The 18,089-nt window shown below is 58.0% G+C and carries 19 protein-coding genes and 1 other RNA gene; 12 read left to right on the top strand and 8 right to left on the bottom strand.

The genetic code is table 11. From position 1 onward, the window contains the following. Positions 1 to 62: 62 nt before the first annotated feature. Complete coding sequence (gene grpE / locus ACA059_RS03860; RefSeq protein WP_497632803.1) at positions 63 to 629, bottom strand: nucleotide exchange factor GrpE; 567 nt, start codon at positions 627 to 629, stop codon at positions 63 to 65. A gap of 241 nt (positions 630 to 870) precedes the next feature. Here grpE and recN point away from each other — a divergent pair, with 241 nt between their 5' ends. Next, the gene (gene recN, locus ACA059_RS03855; protein WP_497632802.1) at positions 871 to 2,544 is read left to right on the top strand and encodes a DNA repair protein RecN; all 1,674 of its coding nucleotides are present in this window, start codon (positions 871 to 873) and stop codon (positions 2,542 to 2,544) included. A gap of 75 nt (positions 2,545 to 2,619) precedes the next feature. On the opposite strand, the gene fur is transcribed toward recN, so the two are convergent. Next, positions 2,620 to 3,024, bottom strand: a complete 405-nt coding sequence (fur, locus tag ACA059_RS03850) for a ferric iron uptake transcriptional regulator (protein WP_003197684.1) — start codon at positions 3,022 to 3,024, stop codon at positions 2,620 to 2,622. A 97-nt stretch (positions 3,025 to 3,121) separates the two neighbouring features. On the opposite strand from fur, the gene ACA059_RS03845 reads away from it, so the two are divergent. Next, positions 3,122 to 3,649 (top strand): outer membrane protein assembly factor BamE, encoded by a 528-nt coding sequence (locus ACA059_RS03845; protein ID WP_415757999.1) that lies wholly within the window; start codon positions 3,122 to 3,124, stop codon positions 3,647 to 3,649. 61 nt (positions 3,650 to 3,710) lie between these two features. Here ACA059_RS03845 and ACA059_RS03840 read toward each other — a convergent pair whose 3' ends face one another. From ACA059_RS03840 to ACA059_RS03830, 3 genes are read right to left on the bottom strand one after another with little or no spacing between them, the layout of a single operon-like run. After that, positions 3,711 to 4,025, bottom strand: a complete 315-nt coding sequence (locus ACA059_RS03840; protein ID WP_497632801.1) for an RnfH family protein — start codon at positions 4,023 to 4,025, stop codon at positions 3,711 to 3,713. Further along, on the bottom strand, positions 4,018 to 4,452 hold the full coding sequence (locus ACA059_RS03835) for a type II toxin-antitoxin system RatA family toxin (RefSeq protein ID WP_497632800.1): 435 nt from the start codon (positions 4,450 to 4,452) through the stop codon (positions 4,018 to 4,020). Before ACA059_RS03835 ends, ACA059_RS03840 begins: the two co-directional genes overlap by 8 nt. 7 nt (positions 4,453 to 4,459) lie before the next feature. Beyond that, positions 4,460 to 5,863, bottom strand: a complete 1,404-nt coding sequence (locus ACA059_RS03830) for a sodium-dependent transporter (protein ID WP_497632799.1) — start codon at positions 5,861 to 5,863, stop codon at positions 4,460 to 4,462. A gap of 118 nt (positions 5,864 to 5,981) precedes the next feature. Between ACA059_RS03830 and smpB the strand changes: the two genes are divergently transcribed. Then, a complete protein-coding gene (gene smpB / locus ACA059_RS03825) occupies positions 5,982 to 6,464 on the top strand; it encodes an SsrA-binding protein SmpB (RefSeq protein WP_008149046.1) in 483 nt (160 codons plus the stop codon). Positions 6,465 to 6,580: 116 nt separating this feature from the next. Here the strand turns inward: smpB and ACA059_RS03820 are convergent, their stop codons facing one another. Continuing rightward, positions 6,581 to 7,348 (bottom strand): GntR family transcriptional regulator, encoded by a 768-nt coding sequence (locus ACA059_RS03820; RefSeq protein WP_008149047.1) that lies wholly within the window; start codon positions 7,346 to 7,348, stop codon positions 6,581 to 6,583. A 262-nt stretch (positions 7,349 to 7,610) separates the two neighbouring features. Between ACA059_RS03820 and ACA059_RS03815 the strand changes: the two genes are divergently transcribed. The 9 genes from ACA059_RS03815 (at position 7,611) to ACA059_RS03775 (ending at position 17,253) form a co-directional block, all read left to right on the top strand. After that, positions 7,611 to 9,305, top strand: a complete 1,695-nt coding sequence (locus ACA059_RS03815) for a lactate permease LctP family transporter (protein ID WP_497632798.1) — start codon at positions 7,611 to 7,613, stop codon at positions 9,303 to 9,305. Between the two features lie 151 nt (positions 9,306 to 9,456). Continuing rightward, positions 9,457 to 10,281 carry a (Fe-S)-binding protein gene (locus tag ACA059_RS03810; RefSeq protein WP_497632797.1) on the top strand — a complete coding sequence of 275 codons (825 nt, stop codon included), beginning with the start codon at positions 9,457 to 9,459 and terminating at the stop codon, positions 10,279 to 10,281. Further along, positions 10,278 to 11,732, top strand: a complete 1,455-nt coding sequence (locus ACA059_RS03805) for a LutB/LldF family L-lactate oxidation iron-sulfur protein (protein ID WP_497632796.1) — start codon at positions 10,278 to 10,280, stop codon at positions 11,730 to 11,732. The genes ACA059_RS03810 and ACA059_RS03805 overlap by 4 nt, the downstream gene beginning before the upstream one ends. Next, the gene (locus ACA059_RS03800) at positions 11,732 to 12,403 is read left to right on the top strand and encodes a LutC/YkgG family protein (RefSeq protein WP_497632795.1); all 672 of its coding nucleotides are present in this window, start codon (positions 11,732 to 11,734) and stop codon (positions 12,401 to 12,403) included. The genes ACA059_RS03805 and ACA059_RS03800 overlap by 1 nt, the downstream gene beginning before the upstream one ends. Continuing rightward, on the top strand, positions 12,400 to 15,219 hold the full coding sequence (locus ACA059_RS03795; protein ID WP_497632794.1) for an FAD-binding and (Fe-S)-binding domain-containing protein: 2,820 nt from the start codon (positions 12,400 to 12,402) through the stop codon (positions 15,217 to 15,219). Before ACA059_RS03800 ends, ACA059_RS03795 begins: the two co-directional genes overlap by 4 nt. Positions 15,220 to 15,338: 119 nt before the next feature. Next, on the top strand, positions 15,339 to 15,611 hold the full coding sequence (locus ACA059_RS03790) for a PA2433 domain-containing protein (protein ID WP_497632793.1): 273 nt from the start codon (positions 15,339 to 15,341) through the stop codon (positions 15,609 to 15,611). A 244-nt stretch (positions 15,612 to 15,855) separates the two neighbouring features. Next, the gene (locus ACA059_RS03785; protein ID WP_497632792.1) at positions 15,856 to 16,107 is read left to right on the top strand and encodes a PA2433 domain-containing protein; all 252 of its coding nucleotides are present in this window, start codon (positions 15,856 to 15,858) and stop codon (positions 16,105 to 16,107) included. Positions 16,108 to 16,222: 115 nt separating this feature from the next. After that, positions 16,223 to 16,616, top strand: a transfer-messenger RNA (tmRNA) gene (gene ssrA, locus ACA059_RS03780). 202 nt (positions 16,617 to 16,818) lie between these two features. Beyond that, a complete protein-coding gene (locus ACA059_RS03775; RefSeq protein ID WP_497632791.1) occupies positions 16,819 to 17,253 on the top strand; it encodes a hypothetical protein in 435 nt (144 codons plus the stop codon). Positions 17,254 to 17,272: 19 nt separating this feature from the next. Here ACA059_RS03775 and ACA059_RS03770 read toward each other — a convergent pair whose 3' ends face one another. Together ACA059_RS03770 and ACA059_RS03765 are read right to left on the bottom strand one after the other, a co-directional pair. Then, on the bottom strand, positions 17,273 to 17,704 hold the full coding sequence (locus ACA059_RS03770) for a flagella synthesis protein FlgN (protein WP_497632790.1): 432 nt from the start codon (positions 17,702 to 17,704) through the stop codon (positions 17,273 to 17,275). A 39-nt stretch (positions 17,705 to 17,743) separates the two neighbouring features. Continuing rightward, positions 17,744 to 18,019, bottom strand: coding sequence for a flagellar biosynthesis anti-sigma factor FlgM (locus ACA059_RS03765; protein ID WP_497632789.1), 276 nt, complete (start codon positions 18,017 to 18,019; stop codon positions 17,744 to 17,746). Positions 18,020 to 18,089 lie beyond the last annotated feature (70 nt).

Here is an 18,089-nt window from a genome sequence, read left to right as displayed (position 1 = left end):
TGGTGGCTAACTGCGGTAGCACTTAAACGCTTGACTTCTAAATGGGGGCCTTGCGGCTAATTTCAAGCCTGCTCGTCAATCGAAGGCGAAACCGGCGCCGGAGCCTTGCTGACCACGACCATGGCCGGACGCAGCAGGCGGCCGTTGAGCTGATAGCCCTTCTGGAACACCTTAAGCACGCTGTTCGGTTCGACGTCGGCGCTTTCCTGCATGGCCATTGCCTGATGCTGAACGGCGTTGAACGGTTCGCCATGCGGATCGATCGCTTCCAGCTGATAACGTTTCAGGGTGTCCTGGAACATTTTCAGGGTCAGCTCGATGCCTTCGCGCATTGGACGAATGCTTTCGTCGTCCGGGCTGGACAACTCCAGACCACGCTCCAGGCTGTCGATGATCGGCAACAAGTCACCGGCGAATTTCTCCAGTGCAAACTTGTGAGCCTTTTCTACATCCTGCTCGGCGCGACGGCGGACGTTCTGCAGATCAGCCGCCACACGCAAAGCCTGATCATGAGCGCCAGCCAATTGCTCTTCGAGCACTTGAACACGAGCCGCCAGTTCATCACCCGAGTCCTGGGCAGCCTGATTGGCGTCTAGATTTTGCGTATCCACTGTCTGTTCGTCAGCCATAGATTTCTCCTTTCAATATCGTCCGCGAGCTCAACTCGCGCTTCTGCCCAGCTATATGGGGCCGCAAAATTCAGCTTCAAGGGGCGCTTATTTATTAACCCTACAAAAAACAGCTGCATTGTCATTCCCGGGCGCACTAAGGATTTCGTCGGATCAAGCAAATCGAGCTAAGGGAGGGCATTGTCAGCCCGAAACAAAACACTGTATAAATAACCAGACCTAAAGCCTGGGAGCGGCCTTTATGCTGGTGCACCTGTCCGTACATAACTACGCCATCGTTGAACATCTCGATCTCGAACTCGATCGCGGGATGAGCGTGATCACTGGGGAAACCGGCGCCGGCAAGTCGATCATGCTCGACGCCCTCGGCCTGACCCTGGGCGATCGAGCCGACAGCGGCGTAGTCCGTCCCGGCGCCGACAAGGCCGATATCCTGGCAACCTTCGATCTGGTCGATATTCCAGAAGCCAGTGCCTGGCTGGCCGAGCGTGACCTGGAGAGCGACGGCCCGTGCATTCTGCGCCGGGTGATCACCGCCGAAGGGCGCTCGCGTGGCTACATCAACGGCACGCCCTGCCCCCTTGGCGACCTCAAAGCCCTGGGTGAACTGCTGATCGATATCCACAGCCAGCATGAACATCAATCCCTGCTCAAGACCGACACGCACCGCCGCCTGCTCGACGAGTACGCTGGTGCAACGGACCTTGCCCGCCAGGTACACCTGGCCGCCCAACGCTGGCGCCAGACCCGCCAGGAGCTGGAACGCCTTTCCAATTCCGGCGATGAGCAGCGCGCTCGCCATCAATTGCTCAGTTATCAACTCGAAGAGCTGGAAAACCTCGGCCTCGGCGAAAGTGAGCTAGAGCAGCTGGAACAGGAACACAAGAACCTGACCAACGCCGAAACCCTGCTGGGCATTTGCCGGCAAGTGGTCGAACAATGCAGCGAAAGTGATTCCGGGAATGTGCTGAACGCCCTCACTGCCAGCCTCAATCGCCTTTCGAGCGTCAACAATTCGATTGGGGCCCTGGGTGAAGCCAGCAGCCTGCTGACCAGTGCACAGATCCAGGTCGAAGAAGCCGTGGGAGAACTGAACCGCTTCCTTGATAACTTCGATGCCGATCCAGCGCGTCTTCAGTACCTGGAGGAACGCCTTGATGCGATCTATACCATGGCGCGCAAACACCGCATCCAGCCGACCGAAGTGGCCGAGATGCAGCAGCGCTTGCTGGATGAAATCGAAACCCTGAATGCCAACGACGAATCCATCGAGCGACTGAGCGATGAACTGGCCTCCTATGCCCGTCATTATCAGGAGAAGGCTCGTGAGCTGAGCGATTTGCGCCATCAGGCCTCGAACAGCCTGGCCAGCGCCGTGGAGCAGGAAATCCAGCGACTGGGCATGCCTGGTGGGCGCTTCACTATTGAGCTGCGCCCCAACAGTAGCGATGAATTGCTACCCAATGGCCTTGAGCAGGTAGAGCTGCTGGTAAGTGCTAACCCGGGCCAACCTTTGAAAGCGCTGGCAAAAGTGGCATCCGGCGGCGAATTGTCACGGATCAGCCTGGCGATTCAAGTGATCACCGCGCAGACCTCCCGCGTACCGACCCTGGTGTTCGACGAAGTGGACGTGGGCATCGGTGGTCCGACCGCCGAAATCGTGGGCCAATTGCTGCGTCGACTTGGGGAGCGCGGGCAGGTATTGACGGTAACTCACTTGCCGCAAGTAGCAGCGCAGGGACATCAACATCTATTCGTACACAAAGTGCGCGGCGAAGATGCCACTCACACAGCCGTCTCCAAGCTGAGCAAGAACGATCGTGTCGAAGAAGTGGCGCGGATGCTGGGAGGCATCGACCTTACAAAGGAATCTCTGGCTCATGCCAGGAAAATGGTCGTCACCGCGAAAATTTAAGCCCGACAGAAAGCACGAAGGCGACCCTGGGGTCGCCTTCGCTCGTTTCGCGAACCTTAAGTTCGCGCGACATGCTTACTTTTTCTTGCGTACGTACAGTACAAGGTTGTGATCAACCATCTCGAAGCCATACTTGTCGACGATTGCCTTCTGTAGACGCTCGATTTCTTCGTCGAAGAATTCGATCACTTCACTGGTCTCGACGTTGACCATATGGTCGTGATGCTTGCCGTCGTCCAGCTCGAAGACCGCATGGCCTCCGTCGAAGTTATGCCGCACCACAAGGCCAGCTGCCTCGAACTGGGTCAGGACACGGTAAACCGTGGCCAGACCGACGTCCTCACCAGCCTCCATCAGTGCCTTGTAGACATCCTCGGCACTCATGTGGCGTTGCTCGGCGGAATCGAGCATTTGCAGAATTTTGACCCGTGGAAGGGTCACTTTGAGGCCGGCTTTGCGTAGTTCGCTATTTTCAACCATGGTCAGCTTTCTCGCGATGCTGCTTCGCAGCTTCTCTTAATGCGGGTATGATCGGCGTTTACGTTGTCCCAGCCAAGATAGTGGAAGTCGCCCACCGATGCAAAACACCAAGCTCTTGCTAACCAGTTTCACCTTTGTGGGACTGCTCGCACTCGCCGGTTGTTCATTCCCCGGGGTTTACAAAATCGACATCCAGCAGGGCAATGTCGTCACGCAGGACATGATAGACCAGTTACGCCCGGGAATGACCCGCAAGCAAGTACGGTTTATCATGGGCAACCCTCTGCTGACCGACACGTTCCATGCCGATCGCTGGGATTATCTGTATAGCCTGCAACCGGGTGGCGGTGAACGCCAACAGGAACGCATTAGCGTTATCTTCAACCCAAATGACCAGCTTGTCAGCCTCTCTGGTGATTTCATGCCAGGCGTGAGCCGCGACGAAGCCATTCTCGGCAAGGACAGCGGCACTACAGTTGCTGAGCCAGCAGAAAACGCCGAGAAGCCGAAACCAGAAAAACCGGTCAAGCCAGGTTCGTTGCTGGACCAGATCCAGAAGGACGTCGACGGTGTAGAAACCGTTCCAGTCCCGACTCCAGAACCTCTGGAAACCTCGCCGCAATAATTTGCGACGCAATAAAAAACCCGGCATGTCCGGGTTTTTTATTGTCCAGCGTTTGAGCGAATCACTGATTCCGGTTTTTGGCCTCAGCAGCCTTGGCTGCGCGCAACCGACGAACTTCTTTCGGATCAGCCAGTAATGGCCGGTATATCTCGATGCGATCTCCAGCCTGGACAGGATGCTTGTCCGGATCAGCGATCACTTTACCGAAGATCCCCACCGGGCAACTGGCCAGATCCAGCTCGGAAAACGCCTGGCCGATGCCTGACTTCAGTAAAGCCACCCGCACTGTCGCTCCGACTGGAACCGTCACCGAGAGAAGCACCTGACGATCAATGGCGGCATACACCACCTCGACGTCGATCACGGCCTCAACCATGCATCTGCTTGGCGCGCTGGCAGAAGGCATCCACCAGCGTATTGGCCGCCTGATTGAACAACGGCCCCAGGGTCGCGCGGATAATCGGCCCGGCGTAATCGAACGACAGGTCCAGGCTGATCTTGCAGGCTTTCTCGCCCAACGGCTTGAACACCCAGACGCCATGCAATTGATTGAACGGGCCTTCCTCGAGGTTCATCTCGATCGAATGCCCAGGCACCAGCGTGTTGCGCGTTACGAAATGCTGGCTCAGACCGCCCTTGGCCACGCCGACGCTAGCGCGCATATGCTCAGCAGAGCTTTCCAGCACTTCGGCCGACGAGCACCATGGCAAAAATTCCGGGTAACGCGCCACGTCGTTGACCAGGTCATACAGTGCTTGTGCCGGATACGGCAGCAGGGCCGATCGTTGAATGTGTGTCGTCATGTCAGCGTCACTTCCACAGCTGGGCGGCAAACACTACGAGAATGCCGATGGGCGCCACATAGCGCATCAAGAACAGGGACAGGGCGAACAATACGGGGCTACGGATCGACAACTCGTCTCGTACCGCTTCACGCCCCATCACCCAGCCTGCAAACACCACGAAACACAAACCACCGAGTGGCAACATGATCCGCGAGGTGAAGAAATCGATCACACCAAAGAAGTCCAGGCCACCGGCCGCACCCCATTGATAGAGATGGAACATCCCGCCTTCGTTCACGAAAAATTTGGCCTCCTTCCATATATTGAAGGAAAACACCGTGCCCAGACCAACAAACCAGCAAATGAAGGCCAGCCAAAAAGTAACCCAGGCGCGGCTGACTTTCGTGCGCTCGACCAGGTAAGCCACCATCGGCTCAAGCAGGGAAATCGCCGAACTCCAGGCAGCAATCGCTACGAGCACGAAGAACACTACGCCCATCAACTGGCCGAACGCTACGTTACCGAAGGCAAAGGGCAGGCTGACGAACATCAGGCCAGGACCTTCGCTTGGGTTCAGACCGCCAGCGAACACAATCGGAAACAACGCCAGACCGGCCACCAGGGAAACGAAGGTATCCAGCAGTGCCACGCCGACGATGGTGCCGGAAATCGACGAGTTCTTTGGCATATACGCGCCGTAAATCATGATCGAACCGACGCCCACGCTCAGGGAAAAAAACGCGTGCCCCATGGCGGGCAGCAAGCCGTCGAGTACTTTTTCCGGGTGGAAGTCGAACATGAAATGCACGCCTTCCATGAAATGCCCGGTAGTAATGCTGTAACCCAGCAGAACAATCACCATCACAAACAGCAGCGGCATCATGATCCGCAAGCTGCGCTCCAAACCTGCAACCACGCCTTTGGCGATTACCACGGCCGATAGCAGCATGAAAATCGTGTGCCAAAGTGTCAGGCGCCACGGATCAGCAATGACATTGCCAAAGTACGCGCCGACCTGATCGGGCGTTGCACCCTGGAAGTCGCCACGGCCCATGTCGATGATGTAATCCAGCGACCAGCCGCCCACCACACTATAGAAAGACAGGATCAGCAATGCCGTGATCATCCCGGCGAATGCGCCCCAGGACCATTTACCCGAGTGCCCGGCTTCCAGCGCCAATACCTTCAGGGCGTTGGCCGGGCTCTGCCGTGCACGGCGGCCGATCAGGGTTTCGGCTAGCATGACCGGCACACCGATCAGCGCGATACAGGCCAGGAACATCAGCACGAAGGCGCCGCCGCCGTAGACACCGACCATGTACGGGAATTTCCAGATACTACCCAGGCCCACGGCCGAACCGGTCGCGGCGAGTATGAAGACCCAGCGGCTAGCCCAACTGCCGTGGACAGAAACCTTGTCTGTCGACATCGTTATCACGCCCAAGCGTTCAAAAAAGAGGCCGCATTGTCCGGGATTCAATCAACCTGCTCAAGCACGTAGCGATACCGTAGCCGACTCGCGTGCAACTCCCTATAATGCCGCCCCTATGGCTAAACAGAAGAAACACCCAACAGGGACCATCGCGCAAAACAAAAAGGCGCGACACGATTACTTCATCGAGCACAAGTTCGAGGCTGGTCTGGTCCTGGCCGGCTGGGAAGTAAAAAGTCTGCGGGCAAGCAAGCTGCAACTGGTTGACAGTTACGTACTGCTCAAGGATGGCGAAGCCTGGCTGCTCGGCAGCCACATTACGCCGCTGATGACCGCCAGCACCCACGTCATCGCTGATCCGACCCGCACCCGAAAATTGCTGCTCAACCGGCGCGAGCTGGAAAAGCTGGCCACGGCAGTGCAGCAAAAAGGTTACGCCTGCGTGTGCCTGTCCTGGTACTGGAGCAAGCACATGGTCAAGTGCGAGATCGCTCTGGGCAAGGGCAAGAAGGAATACGACAAGCGCGATACCGAACGCGAACGCGACGCCGGTCGCGAGTTGCAGCGTGCGGTGCGCAACAAGGGCAAGGAAGATTAATCTTTCGGCCTGAGTGTTGTGGCGCTAGCGAAAAGATCGCAGCCTGCGGCAGCTCCTACATAGATCGCGTATCCATGTAGGAGCTGCCGCAGGCTGCGATCTTTTGCTTTAAATAATCACATTCCCTTGCGCCGCTCCGCCCGAGCCATGCGCTGTACTTCCTGACGCACTTCTTCCAGCACTTCCTGCACATACAAGATATGTCGGCTGGAGACTTCCCGAGCCTGTTCCGCCCTTCCTTCAATAATCGCCAGGTACAACTCCCGGTGCTGCGTGATAAGCATGTCGCGGGTTTCCGTACGCTGCTTGTACATCCCGCCGATATTGGTCACCACGTTGCGTTTAAGCAGGTCGAACAACCCGCGAATGGTGTGCAGCAACACCGCGTTGTGACTGGCTTCAGCAATTGCCAGGTGGAATTTCGCATCCGCCGCCCCCTCTTCCGCCCGACTGACCTCGTCGTGACGCGTATAGCAGTCCTGCAATTCATTGAAAGCCGCGGTCAATCGCTCTCGATCAACGTCCGTAGCACGCATGGCTGCGTAATACGCGCAGGAGGCTTCCAGGGTGTGACGAAATTCCAGCAGATCGCGCTGCGCCTCAGGGTTGCTTTCCAGCAGATGCAGCAGCGGATCGCTGAAGGTTGACCCCAGCGACTCCACCACATAATTGCCACCACCCTGGCGGCTGACCAGCAAGCCCTTGGCCGCCAGCTTCTGAATCGCTTCGCGCAACGAAGGGCGTGACACGCCGAACTGCTCGGCCAACGCACGTTCGGCCGGCAAGCGCTCACCCGCCTTCAGCGTGCCCTCGAGAATCATTCCCTCGAGCTGCTCGACAATATCGTCAGACAAACGGCGCTGACGAATCTGATCAAACCCCATAACTCATTTCTCCACGATCCCGACGGCTCGCCGGGGTCTCTATTCTGGCCTATCAGGGCTGTGTCAGCACCTGCCAGACGGCATTTGGTCGAGCGGACCAGATGACTTCTGCACCGCGTATTCGACAAAAGTTTTAGGGCGGCAAATTGACACGCCGCCTACAAGGCTTTTACCCTAGCCAACAGCGATTGTAAATTGGTATTACCAATTATCCAAGAACGCTGACCAGTGCCTGACCAACAACAATTAGGGGCCACCCCATATGCAAACCTGGCAACAGCTCTATTCTCCGCTCGGCAGTCTCGGCGTGTCCGCGCTCGCGGCCGTTATCCCCATCGTGTTCTTCTTCCTGGCATTGGCCGTGTTCCGACTCAAAGGACACGTGGCCGGCAGCATCACGCTGGCCTTGTCCATTGCCGTGGCGATCTTCGCCTTCCAGATGCCCGTCGACATGGCCTTCGCCGCCGCCGGCTATGGCTTTGCCTACGGTCTGTGGCCGATTGCCTGGATCATCGTGGCGGCGGTATTCCTCTACAAACTGACGGTCAAAAGCGGCCAGTTCGAAGTGATCCGCAGCTCCGTACTGTCGATCACCGACGACCAACGCCTGCAAGTGCTGCTGATCGGTTTCTGCTTCGGCGCCTTCCTCGAAGGTGCCGCCGGTTTCGGTGCGCCGGTCGCGATTACCGCCGCACTGTTGGTAGGACTGGGCTTCAACCCGCTGTACGCTGCTGGCCTGTGCCTGATCGCCAACACCGCGCCGGTTGCGTTCGGCGCCCTGGGGATTCCGATCATCGTTGCCGGGCAAGTGACCGGTATCGACGCGTTCAAGATCGGCGCCATGACCGGCCGCCAACTGCCGCTGCTGTCGCTGTTCGTGCCGTTCTGGCTGGTGTTCATGATGGATGGCCTGCGCGGCGTTCGCGAAACCTGGCCGGCAGCACTGGTGGCCGGTTTGAGCTTTGCCGTCACCCAATACTTCACGTCTAACTTCATCGGCCCGGAACTGCCGGACATCACCTCGGCCCTGGCCAGCCTGATTTCCCTGACGCTGTTCCTGAAAGTCTGGCAGCCAAAGCGCGCCGCAGGCCAACACATCGTCGGTGCCGTCTCGGCTTCCGTGGTGAGCGCCAGCGCCGGCGGTTTCGGCCAGCCGCGCAGCACCGTGGCTTCGCCCTACAGCTTTGGTGAAATTCTCAAAGCCTGGTCACCATTCCTGATCCTCACCGTGCTGGTGACCATCTGGACCTTGAAACCCTTCAAGGCGATGTTTGCCGCTGGTGGGTCGATGTACAGCTGGGTATTCAACTTCGCCATCCCGCACCTGGACCAAATGGTGATCAAGGTCGCACCGATCGTGACCGCCCCGACCGCTATCCCGGCGGTGTTCAAACTCGACCCGATTTCCGCGACCGGCACGGCGATTTTCTTCTCGGCGCTGATCTCGATGCTGGTGCTGAAGATCAATGTCAGAACTGGTCTGACCACTTTGAAAGAGACCTTCTACGAACTGCGCTGGCCGATTTTGTCCATCGGCATGGTGCTGGCATTCGCCTTCGTCACTAACTACTCGGGCATGTCCTCGACCATGGCGCTGGTATTGGCAGGCACCGGTGCAGCCTTCCCGTTCTTCTCGCCATTCCTGGGATGGCTGGGCGTGTTCCTGACCGGTTCCGACACCTCGTCCAACGCACTGTTCAGTTCGCTGCAAGCGACCACCGCGCACCAAATCGGCGTCAGCGACGTATTGCTGGTAGCGGCGAACACCAGCGGCGGCGTGACCGGCAAGATGATCTCGCCACAATCGATCGCCGTGGCCTGCGCCGCGACCGGTCTGGTGGGCAAGGAATCGGATCTGTTCCGCTTCACCCTCAAACACAGCCTGTTCTTCGCAACGATCGTCGGCCTGATTACCTACATCCAGGCCTACTGGTTGACCGGCATGCTGGTGCACTAAGTACTACACGATAAAAAGCAAAAACCGACGCCGGACCACGATTCCGGCGTCAGCTATTCACAACCCGGTCTGTAAGGCTGCTGAAAGCTTGCCTCTCTATATTCAGCAGCCTCGACAGACGGATAACCGGGACCACCCGGAGACACGCCTGATGAGCGAGCTTTTTTACAACGCTGTGCCGAATGCGACCCGCGTCGCCCCACCACTGCCCGAGCCTCGGCAGTACCCCAGCGAGAAACCGTCACGGGTCTACCTGTTCGGAACCTGCGTGGTGGATTTGTTCTACCCCGAAGCCGGGATGGACGCGATTCACCTGCTGGAACGCGAAGGCATTCGTGTCGAGTATCCGCAGGGGCAAAGCTGCTGCGGGCAACCGGCCTACACCTCGGGTTACACCGAGCAGGCGAGGACCGTGGCACGCTCGCAACTGGCGCTGTTTGCCGGGGATTATCCGGTGGTGGTGCCGTCGGGATCGTGTGCCGGGATGTTGCGCGAACATTACGCCGACTTGTTCAAGGACGAGCCGGACACGCTGAAACAGGTTCAGGCGCTGGCTGCCCGGACTTATGAACTGGCCGAATTTCTGTTGTTTGTCTGCAAGGTGCAGCTCAAGGACAGTGGCGAGCCAGTCAAAGTAGCGTTGCACACGTCGTGCTCGGCACGCCGTGAGATGAACACCCACTTGCATGGCCGCGAGTTGTTGGCGCAGCTCCGTAACGTGGAGCGAGTCGACCACAGCCATGAAAGTGAATGCTGTGGCTTTGGTGGGACTTTCAGCGTCCGTATGCCAGATATTTCCGGCGCGATGGTGGCTGACAAGACCCGCTCGTTGAAGGAATCCGGCGCGCATGAGGTACTCAGTGCCGACTGCGGTTGCCTGATGAACATCAACGGCTCATTGGAGAAACAGAAGGAAGCATTGCGCGGCCAACACCTGGCCAGCTTCCTTTGGCAGCGAACCGGGGGTGTTCTATGAACGCTTCCGCAATTATTCCTACGGTTGCCGTGGAAGAAGATTTTCGCACCCGGGCTCACAAGGCGCTGGGTGACAAGCAACTGCGAAATAACTTTCGCACTGCGATGGATTCACTGATGACAAAACGGGCCGCGTCTTTCAGCGATGCCCACGAAAGAGAACATTTGCGAGTGCTGGGCAATGCTGTCCGCGCCCGTGCTTTATCCAAGTTGCCCGACCTGCTCGAGCAGCTTGAACAGAACCTGACCCGCAACGGTGTGACAGTGCACTGGGCGGAAACGGTGGACGAGGCCAATGGCATCGTCCTCTCGATCATCCGCGCTCACGAGGGGCGGCAAGTGATCAAGGGCAAATCGATGGTCAGCGAAGAGATGGAAATGAATCACTTCCTCGCTGAACAGGGCATTGAATGCCTGGAATCGGACATGGGCGAGTACATCGTCCAGCTCGACCACGAGAAGCCTTCACACATTATTATGCCGGCGATCCACAAGAATGCCGGTCAGGTCGCGTCCTTGTTCCACGACAAACTTGGCGTGGAATACACCAAGGACGTTGACCAACTCATTCAGATCGGTCGCAAGGTCTTGCGGCAGAAATTCTTCGAAGCGGACATCGGCGTCTCCGGCGTCAACTTCGCCGTAGCCGAAACCGGCACCCTGCTGCTGGTAGAAAACGAAGGCAACGGCCGCATGACCACCACGGTTCCGCCCGTGCACATTGCTGTCACCGGTATCGAAAAAGTCGTGGAAAACCTGCGCGATGTGGTGCCGCTGCTATCACTGCTGACCCGTTCAGCCCTCGGCCAGCCGATCACCACCTACGTCAACATGATCTCCGGCCCGCGCAAGGAACATGAACTCGACGGCCCTCAGGAAGTGCACCTGGTATTGCTCGACAACGGTCGCAGCCAGGCCTTCGCCGACAGCGAATTGCGCCAGACCCTGAACTGCATCCGCTGCGGCGCCTGTATGAATCATTGCCCGGTCTACACCCGAATCGGCGGCCACGCCTATGGGGAGGTTTACCCCGGGCCTATCGGAAAAATCATCACCCCGCACATGGTCGGCCTGGCGAAAGTCCCGGACCACCCGAGCGCCTCGTCGCTGTGTGGCGCCTGCGGTGAAGTCTGTCCGGTAAAAATTCCGATTCCGGCGCTGCTGCGTCGTCTACGGGAAGAGAACGTCAAAGCCCCGGACAGCCCTGATCAAGTGATGTGCGGCCAGGGCAGCAAGTACTCGCGCAAAGAACGGTTTATCTGGAATGCCTGGGCGAAGCTCAACAGTTCACCCACGCTTTATCGACTGTTCGGCTTCTTCGCCACTCGCTTGCGCACGCTGGCGCCGAGCAACGTCGGCCCCTGGACGCAAAACCACAGCGCACCGAAACCCGCTGCCCGCTCACTGCATGACATGGCCCGCGAACATCTGGCCAAACAGGGAGATCGCTGATGAGCGCCAAGCAAAATATCCTCGCCAAGTTACGGAAAAGTCTGACGGGCACCACGCCGGTGCCTGACGATTTTGACGTCGAACTGGTGACGGCGCCCTACACGTACACCGCCGAGCAACGCATCCCGCAGCTGCGCAAACTGATGGAAGCGGTGCACACCGAAATCCATCTGACGTCCGGTGAAGGTTGGCCTTCGTTGCTTGCTCAGTTGTTGCGGGACCGTCAGTTGCCGAGCCTGTTGATTGCACCGACGACGCCTCACGGTCAACGCGTCACTCAGCACTGGGCGAAAAATCCTGGTCTGCCGACGCTCCAGACTTACGACCGTCCGGTTGAAGAGTGGAAGACCGAATTGTTCAACGACACGCCGGCCAGCCTGACCGGCACCCTCGGCGCAATCGCCGCCACAGGTAGCCTGATTCTCTGGCCGACGCGGGAAGAACCGCGCCTGATGAGCCTGGTGCCGCCAGTGCATTTTGCCCTGCTCAAGGCCAGTGAAATCCGCGACAACTTCTATCAAGTGCAGCAGGAATTCGAGTGGGCCCAAGGCATGCCGACCAACGCCCTGCTGGTGTCCGGGCCGTCAAAAACCGCTGATATCGAGCAAGTTCTGGCTTACGGCGCTCACGGTCCGAAAGACCTCGTGGTCATGATCCTGGAGGACCAATGAATCTACCCGCGGCTTTCCTGCGAGATGCGCAGCAACTGATTCCCCAGGAGCGACGTTTCGACGACCCGCTGTCGACCTTGGCCTTCGGCACCGACGCCAGTTTCTACCGGCTGATTCCGAAACTGGTGATTCGTGTCGAGTCGGAAGATGAAGTAGTCGCGCTGCTGAAACTGGCGCAACGTGATCTGGTCCCGGTGACCTTCCGCGCCGCTGGCACCAGCCTGTCTGGCCAGGCCATCAGTGACTCGGTGTTGATCGTGCTGGGGGATAACTGGAACGGTCGCGAGATTCGCGGGCAAGGCACACAAATCCGTCTGCAACCGGGTGTGATCGGCGCACAGGCCAACGCATGGCTGGCACCGTTCGGGCGCAAGATCGGCCCGGACCCGGCGTCGATCAATGCCTGCAAAATCGGCGGAATCGTCGCCAACAATGCCAGCGGCATGTGCTGCGGCACGGCGCAAAACACCTATCACACGCTGGCTGGCATTCGTCTGGTACTGGCCGACGGCAGCCGTCTCGATACCGAAGATGCGGCGAGTGTTGCGGCGTTTCGTGAGAGCCACGCTTCGCTGCTTGAACGCCTGGCAACGTTGGGCCGCGAGACCCGCGCCAATGCCGAACTGGCGGCGAGAATTCGCCACAAATACCGTCTGAAAAATACCACCGGGCTGTCACTTAATGCGCTGGTGGATTTCGACGAGCCTGTGGATATCTTGAGCCACTTGCTGGTGGGCTCCGAAGGCACCCTCGGTTTCATCAGCGCGGTGACTTACGACACCGTGATCGACCACCCGAACAAGGCCTCGGCGCTGATCGTATTTCCGGACGTGGAAACCTGCTGCAACGCCGTCACCGTGCTGAAAAGCCAACCGGTGTCGGCCGTGGAACTGCTGGACCGTCGCAGTCTGCGTTCGGTGCAGGACAAACCTGGCATGCCCGCTTTCGTACAACAGCTGTCGAACAATGCCTGCGCCTTGCTGATCGAATCCCGCGCTGCATCGTCCACTTTGCTACAGGAACAACTGGCGCACATCATGGCGTCGTTGACTTCTTTCCCGGTGGAAAAACAAGTCGACTTCACCGAAGACCCGGTGGAAAACGCCCGGCTCTGGGCAATCCGCAAGGACACCTTCCCCGCCGTCGGCGCCGTGCGCAAAACCGGCACCACGGTGATCATCGAAGACGTGACCTTCCCGGTTGAACAACTGGCCATCGGCGTAAACCGCCTGATCGAGCTGTTCGACAAACATCACTACGACGAAGCGATCCTTTTCGGACACGCGCTGGAAGGCAATCTGCACTTCGTCTTCACCCAAGGCTTCAACAACCCGGAAGAAGTCGCACGCTATCAGGCGTTCATGGACGACGTGGCGCAACTGGTAGCGGTGGAGTTCGGCGGCTCGCTGAAAGCTGAACACGGCACCGGGCGCAACATGGCGCCTTTTGTCGAACTGGAATGGGGCAGCGATGCCTACCAGTTGATGTGGCAGCTTAAACGCCTGCTCGACCCCAACGGCATTCTCAACCCGGACGTGGTGCTCAGCGAGGATCCGCAGATCCACCTCAAGCACCTGAAGCCGTTGCCGGCCGCCGATGAGATTGTGGATAAGTGCATCGAGTGCGGTTTCTGTGAACCGGTCTGCCCGTCGAAAGGCCTGACCCTGAGCCCGCGCCAGCGCATCGTGATCTGGCGCGACATTCAGGCAAAGAAACGCGCTGGCGTGGACACCACCGAACTCGAAGCCGCGTACGAATACCAAGGCATCGACACCTGCGCCGCCACCGGCCTCTGCGCACAACGTTGCCCTGTAGGAATCAACACCGGCGAGCTGGTGAAAAAGCTCCGCAGCCGTAAGGCAACTCATACGAAAACTGCCAATTGGCTGGAAGGTAATTTCGCCACCGCGCTGCAAGGCGCGCGTTTCACTTTGCACGTGGCCAACGGCGCGCGGATGCTGTTGGGGGCGCCACGATTGGCAAAGCTTTCGGCAACGTTGACGCGCCTATCCAAAGGTCAGGTCCCGCAGTGGACCAACGCCATGCCGCAACCGGAAAAAGCCATTCGCTTCAGCCCGACCGTGTCGGACGAACGCCCTCGAGTGGTGTACCTCGCAGCCTGCGTGTCGCGGGCAATGGGCCCGGCGGCGGGTGATAAAGAGCAAATGTCGCTGTACGACAAAACCCGTGGGCTGCTGGAAAAGGCCGGTTACCAAGTGGTCTTCCCGGACAACCTGGACAACCTCTGCTGCGGGCAACCGTTCGCCTCCAAGGGCTACGCTGAACAGGCCGAACACAAACGCCAGGAACTGATCGGCGCCTTGCTTCACGCCAGTCGCGGCGGGCTCGACCCGATCTACTGCGACACCAGCCCCTGCACTTTGCGTCTGGCCCAGGACCTGGGTGATGTTCGCCTGGACCTGTACGACCCGGTGCGTTTCATTCGTACGCATCTGATGGATCGTCTGGATTTCACGCCCCAGGAAGCGCCAATCGCAGTGCACGTCACCTGTAGCACCCAGCACCTTGGGGAAAGTCAGGCGTTGATCGATCTGGCGCGCAAGTGCAGCAAAAACGTGGTGATTCCCGAGGGCATTCACTGCTGTGGGTTTGCCGGAGACAAAGGCTTTACCACGCCTGAGTTGAATGCTCATTCGCTGCGCACGCTCAAGGATGCGGTTCAGCAGTGCAGCGAGGGGATTTCGACCAGCCGCACTTGTGAGATCGGTCTGACGCAACACGGCGGAATTGACTACCACGGGCTAGTCTATCTGGTGGATCGGGTAACGCAGGCGAGGGTTATGTACGAAAAGTAGAACCCTGATGCGCTGCCGTAGTCCACAGAAGAAGCCCGGACATTACCGGGCTTTACCCAAACTCGGCAGCCCGTCCTGACGGCCAGCGATGCCTGGACCCTCAGTTCAAGGAGATATACATGAAACGTTCTGTACTGTTAGGTCTGTTCGTTACTGCCTCGCTGATGGCGTCCACCTCGTTTGCCGCCGAAGACCTCTGTGCGGTCAACTTGAAAACCATCGAAAATGCCAAGGCACAGACTCCTCCGGAGATGTCTGAGCAGGTAATGGACAGCGTCACGAAAGCCAAAGCCGATCAGGCAAAAGGCACCAAGGAAGGGACTGACGACTGCATCGCCGAGACCGAACAAACTATCCAGCAACTCAAGAACGCGAACAAAGGCGGGAAGTAACCCAGCACAAGGCCAACCTTCGGGTTGGCCTTCTGGGCCTTATTGGCGTACACCACACAAACTTGGTGCTCATCAGGATTCAAAAGAGCAACAGGCTTGGGGCTGTTTCGGATTGAAAAAACCGAATTCCTGCGCAGCGTCGTGGTCTTTTAAGTAGGCCCATCAATCGTGGCTTGTTTTCCGACCTCGGCCGAGCCGCTCGCTCATACGGCAGCACCGAGACCATCAGTACAAGGAGATATCCATGAAACGTACCGCACTCGCTGGTTTGTTCATGTCTGCTGCAATGTTGGCCTCTCCCGTATTTGCAGCGGACAACGACCTTTGTACGAGCAAGCTGCAGGAGCTCGAAGCCAAAGTGAATGCGCTACCAGCGACCTCCACCAACGCACCGGAGATCAAAAGACTGCTGGCCAGCGCCAAAACTTCAAAAGCCTCCGGGGACGACAAGAAATGCGCCACCGAGGCCATCCAGGCATTGGCGCTGACAAACTGAGCAAAGAACCCAACCCATAATCACTCGCGGTCAACCTTCCGGTTGGCCTTCTGACGTGTGTTGGCGTACACTGCGCAGGCTTGTTGCTCACTTTGATTCACAGAGCAACAGGCTCGGGGCCGTTTAGGATTCGACGCCGGTTGCGAAACTTTAGGTGCATGCCGAGTTGGTAACAGAACTCGTAAATCCACTGTTGCAACTTTCTATAGTTGCCAATGACGAAACCTACGGGGAATACGCTCTCGCTGCGTAAGCAGCCTTAGCCCTTCCCTCCTGGTACCTTCGGGTCCAGCAATCATCAGGGGATGTCTGTAAACCCAAAGTGATTGTCATATAGAACAGAATCGCCGTGCAGTACGTTGTGGACGAAGCGGCTAAAACTTACACAACTCGCCCAAAGCACCCTGCCCGTCGGGTCGCTGAGGGTTAACTTAATAGACACGGCTACGCATGTAGTACCGACAGCGGAGTACTGGCGGACGGGGGTTCAAATCCCCCCGGCTCCACCAAATACGAAGCAAAACAAAACCCGCCAAGTGCGGGTTTTGTTGCATCTGGGGTTTCATTTTTTGGCTCATACCGGCAAATCGCCGATTAAGTGCCATCAAACAGGGCTACTCATCCGTTTCCGCGCTGAGCTGGGGGATTACTCTCGTTAAACATCGGCGGCGCAGATGTGCTGCGACGCGGTCTTGACGCAGAGATAGCCCCTTGACGAACTTTGATTATTTCAGCGCCCACCCACTGCGCGTGCTGGTCATTGAGCCCCACGCTTTTCAGCTGTTTGATGTACAGGATGTATTCTTCAGCATGGGGTGTTATCGCGTCTTTCCAGTGATGGGCCTTGAAGACCTCGACACGACGCTGAAGGATTGCAAAGAGTCCTTCGACCTGGCGCTGTGCACCAGCGGTGCATTCGATTTAAGCGATCAGGAGTTGGCGCAACGGGTGTGCGCCAAAAGCAAGGTAGCCAATCTGATCATGCTGACAGGCTCCCCGCACCAGGGGTGCATGCGGCCTCTGCATCAGCCCGATTTCAAACACATACCGCTGTTGGGCTTTTTGCCCAAGCCCTTGCCTCCCATGGCCTTGCGGGCAATGGTCGAACGAATGAACAACCCGATCGACAACGCCCTGTCTGTTTGAGGTGAACGTGCGCGACGACTTAAGCGTTATTGCGCTGAGCCCGGCCGTCCGGGCCATACAATGTGTTGCCGGCGACACGGTTGAGAAAGCTGACGATGCGCTGGTTAAACGCCATCCGCTGGCTAAGCACCCCACCGTTTGAGGTGTTGATCTCCCTCGCCCGCAGCGCCAACGCCTGCAGTTGCCGCCAGGCCGCCAGGCAATCGGCGTCTTGAGCCGCTTTGAGCGCCCCTTTGCGGCCCGGACCATAGCCGAGCTTCAGTTGCGCCCCGTAACGGATCGCCTCCAACTGCTCCAGCTTCTGCAACGCCGCCTGTTTGCACGCCGTCAGCTCTCTGAGTTTTTCGCCATCAACCCTGGCCTGAGCCAGGGCCCGACGTTCTTGCTCCAAGAGTTCGACCAACTGCACGATGGCCTGCTGCTGCAACTCCAAATGTTTAGTCAGACTCATAGGTATCTGAAGCTCATCGATATCGGCCTTTCGTATCGCTCATTCCGGGTCGCTGCCGAGGGTTTCTCTGACACTCGACACCAAGCCTTCATAGATTGATTCCGAGCTGATCTGAAAGGTGCCGCTATCGATGGCCTGACGCAAGGCTGCGACTTTTTCCATATCAACATCCGATGCACTTTCAACATCCGCAATGGCGCTGATGCTTGAGACCTGCGCGTCATCATCGAACGTCGCTTCCAGCGTCTGCAGCTCGGTTCGCTGCGAACTGGTGCCGGCCACTTTGCTGTCAGTTGGCGGAAGGGTATTGGTCAAGTTAGCGCTTATGATTTTCACGTTAGAGGCTTCATTGGCTGTTGTTGGGTCACTATCGGCAAACGAGAAG

Source organism: Pseudomonas sp. LBUM1647, assembly GCF_059716175.1.
Note: the sequence above shows the minus strand (reverse complement) of the source record. Positions and strands in the feature narration are given on the sequence as shown.

Coding starts and splice junctions, on each gene's coding strand:
- ACA059_RS03845 (WP_415757999.1), top strand. CDS start 3,122: ATGCAAAACACCAAGCTCTTGCTAACCAGTTTCACCTTTGTGGGACTG.
- ACA059_RS03830 (WP_497632799.1), bottom strand. CDS start 5,863: ATGTCGACAGACAAGGTTTCTGTCCACGGCAGTTGGGCTAGCCGCTGG.
- ACA059_RS03785 (WP_497632792.1), top strand. CDS start 15,856: ATGAAACGTACCGCACTCGCTGGTTTGTTCATGTCTGCTGCAATGTTG.
- ACA059_RS03820 (WP_008149047.1), bottom strand. CDS start 7,348: ATGGGGTTTGATCAGATTCGTCAGCGCCGTTTGTCTGACGATATTGTC.
- ACA059_RS03815 (WP_497632798.1), top strand. CDS start 7,611: ATGCAAACCTGGCAACAGCTCTATTCTCCGCTCGGCAGTCTCGGCGTG.
- ACA059_RS03835 (WP_497632800.1), bottom strand. CDS start 4,452: ATGACGACACACATTCAACGATCGGCCCTGCTGCCGTATCCGGCACAA.
- ACA059_RS03840 (WP_497632801.1), bottom strand. CDS start 4,025: ATGGTTGAGGCCGTGATCGACGTCGAGGTGGTGTATGCCGCCATTGAT.
- ACA059_RS03805 (WP_497632796.1), top strand. CDS start 10,278: ATGAACGCTTCCGCAATTATTCCTACGGTTGCCGTGGAAGAAGATTTT.
- grpE (WP_497632803.1), bottom strand. CDS start 629: ATGGCTGACGAACAGACAGTGGATACGCAAAATCTAGACGCCAATCAG.
- recN (WP_497632802.1), top strand. CDS start 871: ATGCTGGTGCACCTGTCCGTACATAACTACGCCATCGTTGAACATCTC.
- ACA059_RS03800 (WP_497632795.1), top strand. CDS start 11,732: ATGAGCGCCAAGCAAAATATCCTCGCCAAGTTACGGAAAAGTCTGACG.
- ACA059_RS03770 (WP_497632790.1), bottom strand. CDS start 17,704: ATGAGTCTGACTAAACATTTGGAGTTGCAGCAGCAGGCCATCGTGCAG.
- smpB (WP_008149046.1), top strand. CDS start 5,982: ATGGCTAAACAGAAGAAACACCCAACAGGGACCATCGCGCAAAACAAA.
- ACA059_RS03790 (WP_497632793.1), top strand. CDS start 15,339: ATGAAACGTTCTGTACTGTTAGGTCTGTTCGTTACTGCCTCGCTGATG.
- ACA059_RS03810 (WP_497632797.1), top strand. CDS start 9,457: ATGAGCGAGCTTTTTTACAACGCTGTGCCGAATGCGACCCGCGTCGCC.
- ACA059_RS03795 (WP_497632794.1), top strand. CDS start 12,400: ATGAATCTACCCGCGGCTTTCCTGCGAGATGCGCAGCAACTGATTCCC.
- fur (WP_003197684.1), bottom strand. CDS start 3,024: ATGGTTGAAAATAGCGAACTACGCAAAGCCGGCCTCAAAGTGACCCTT.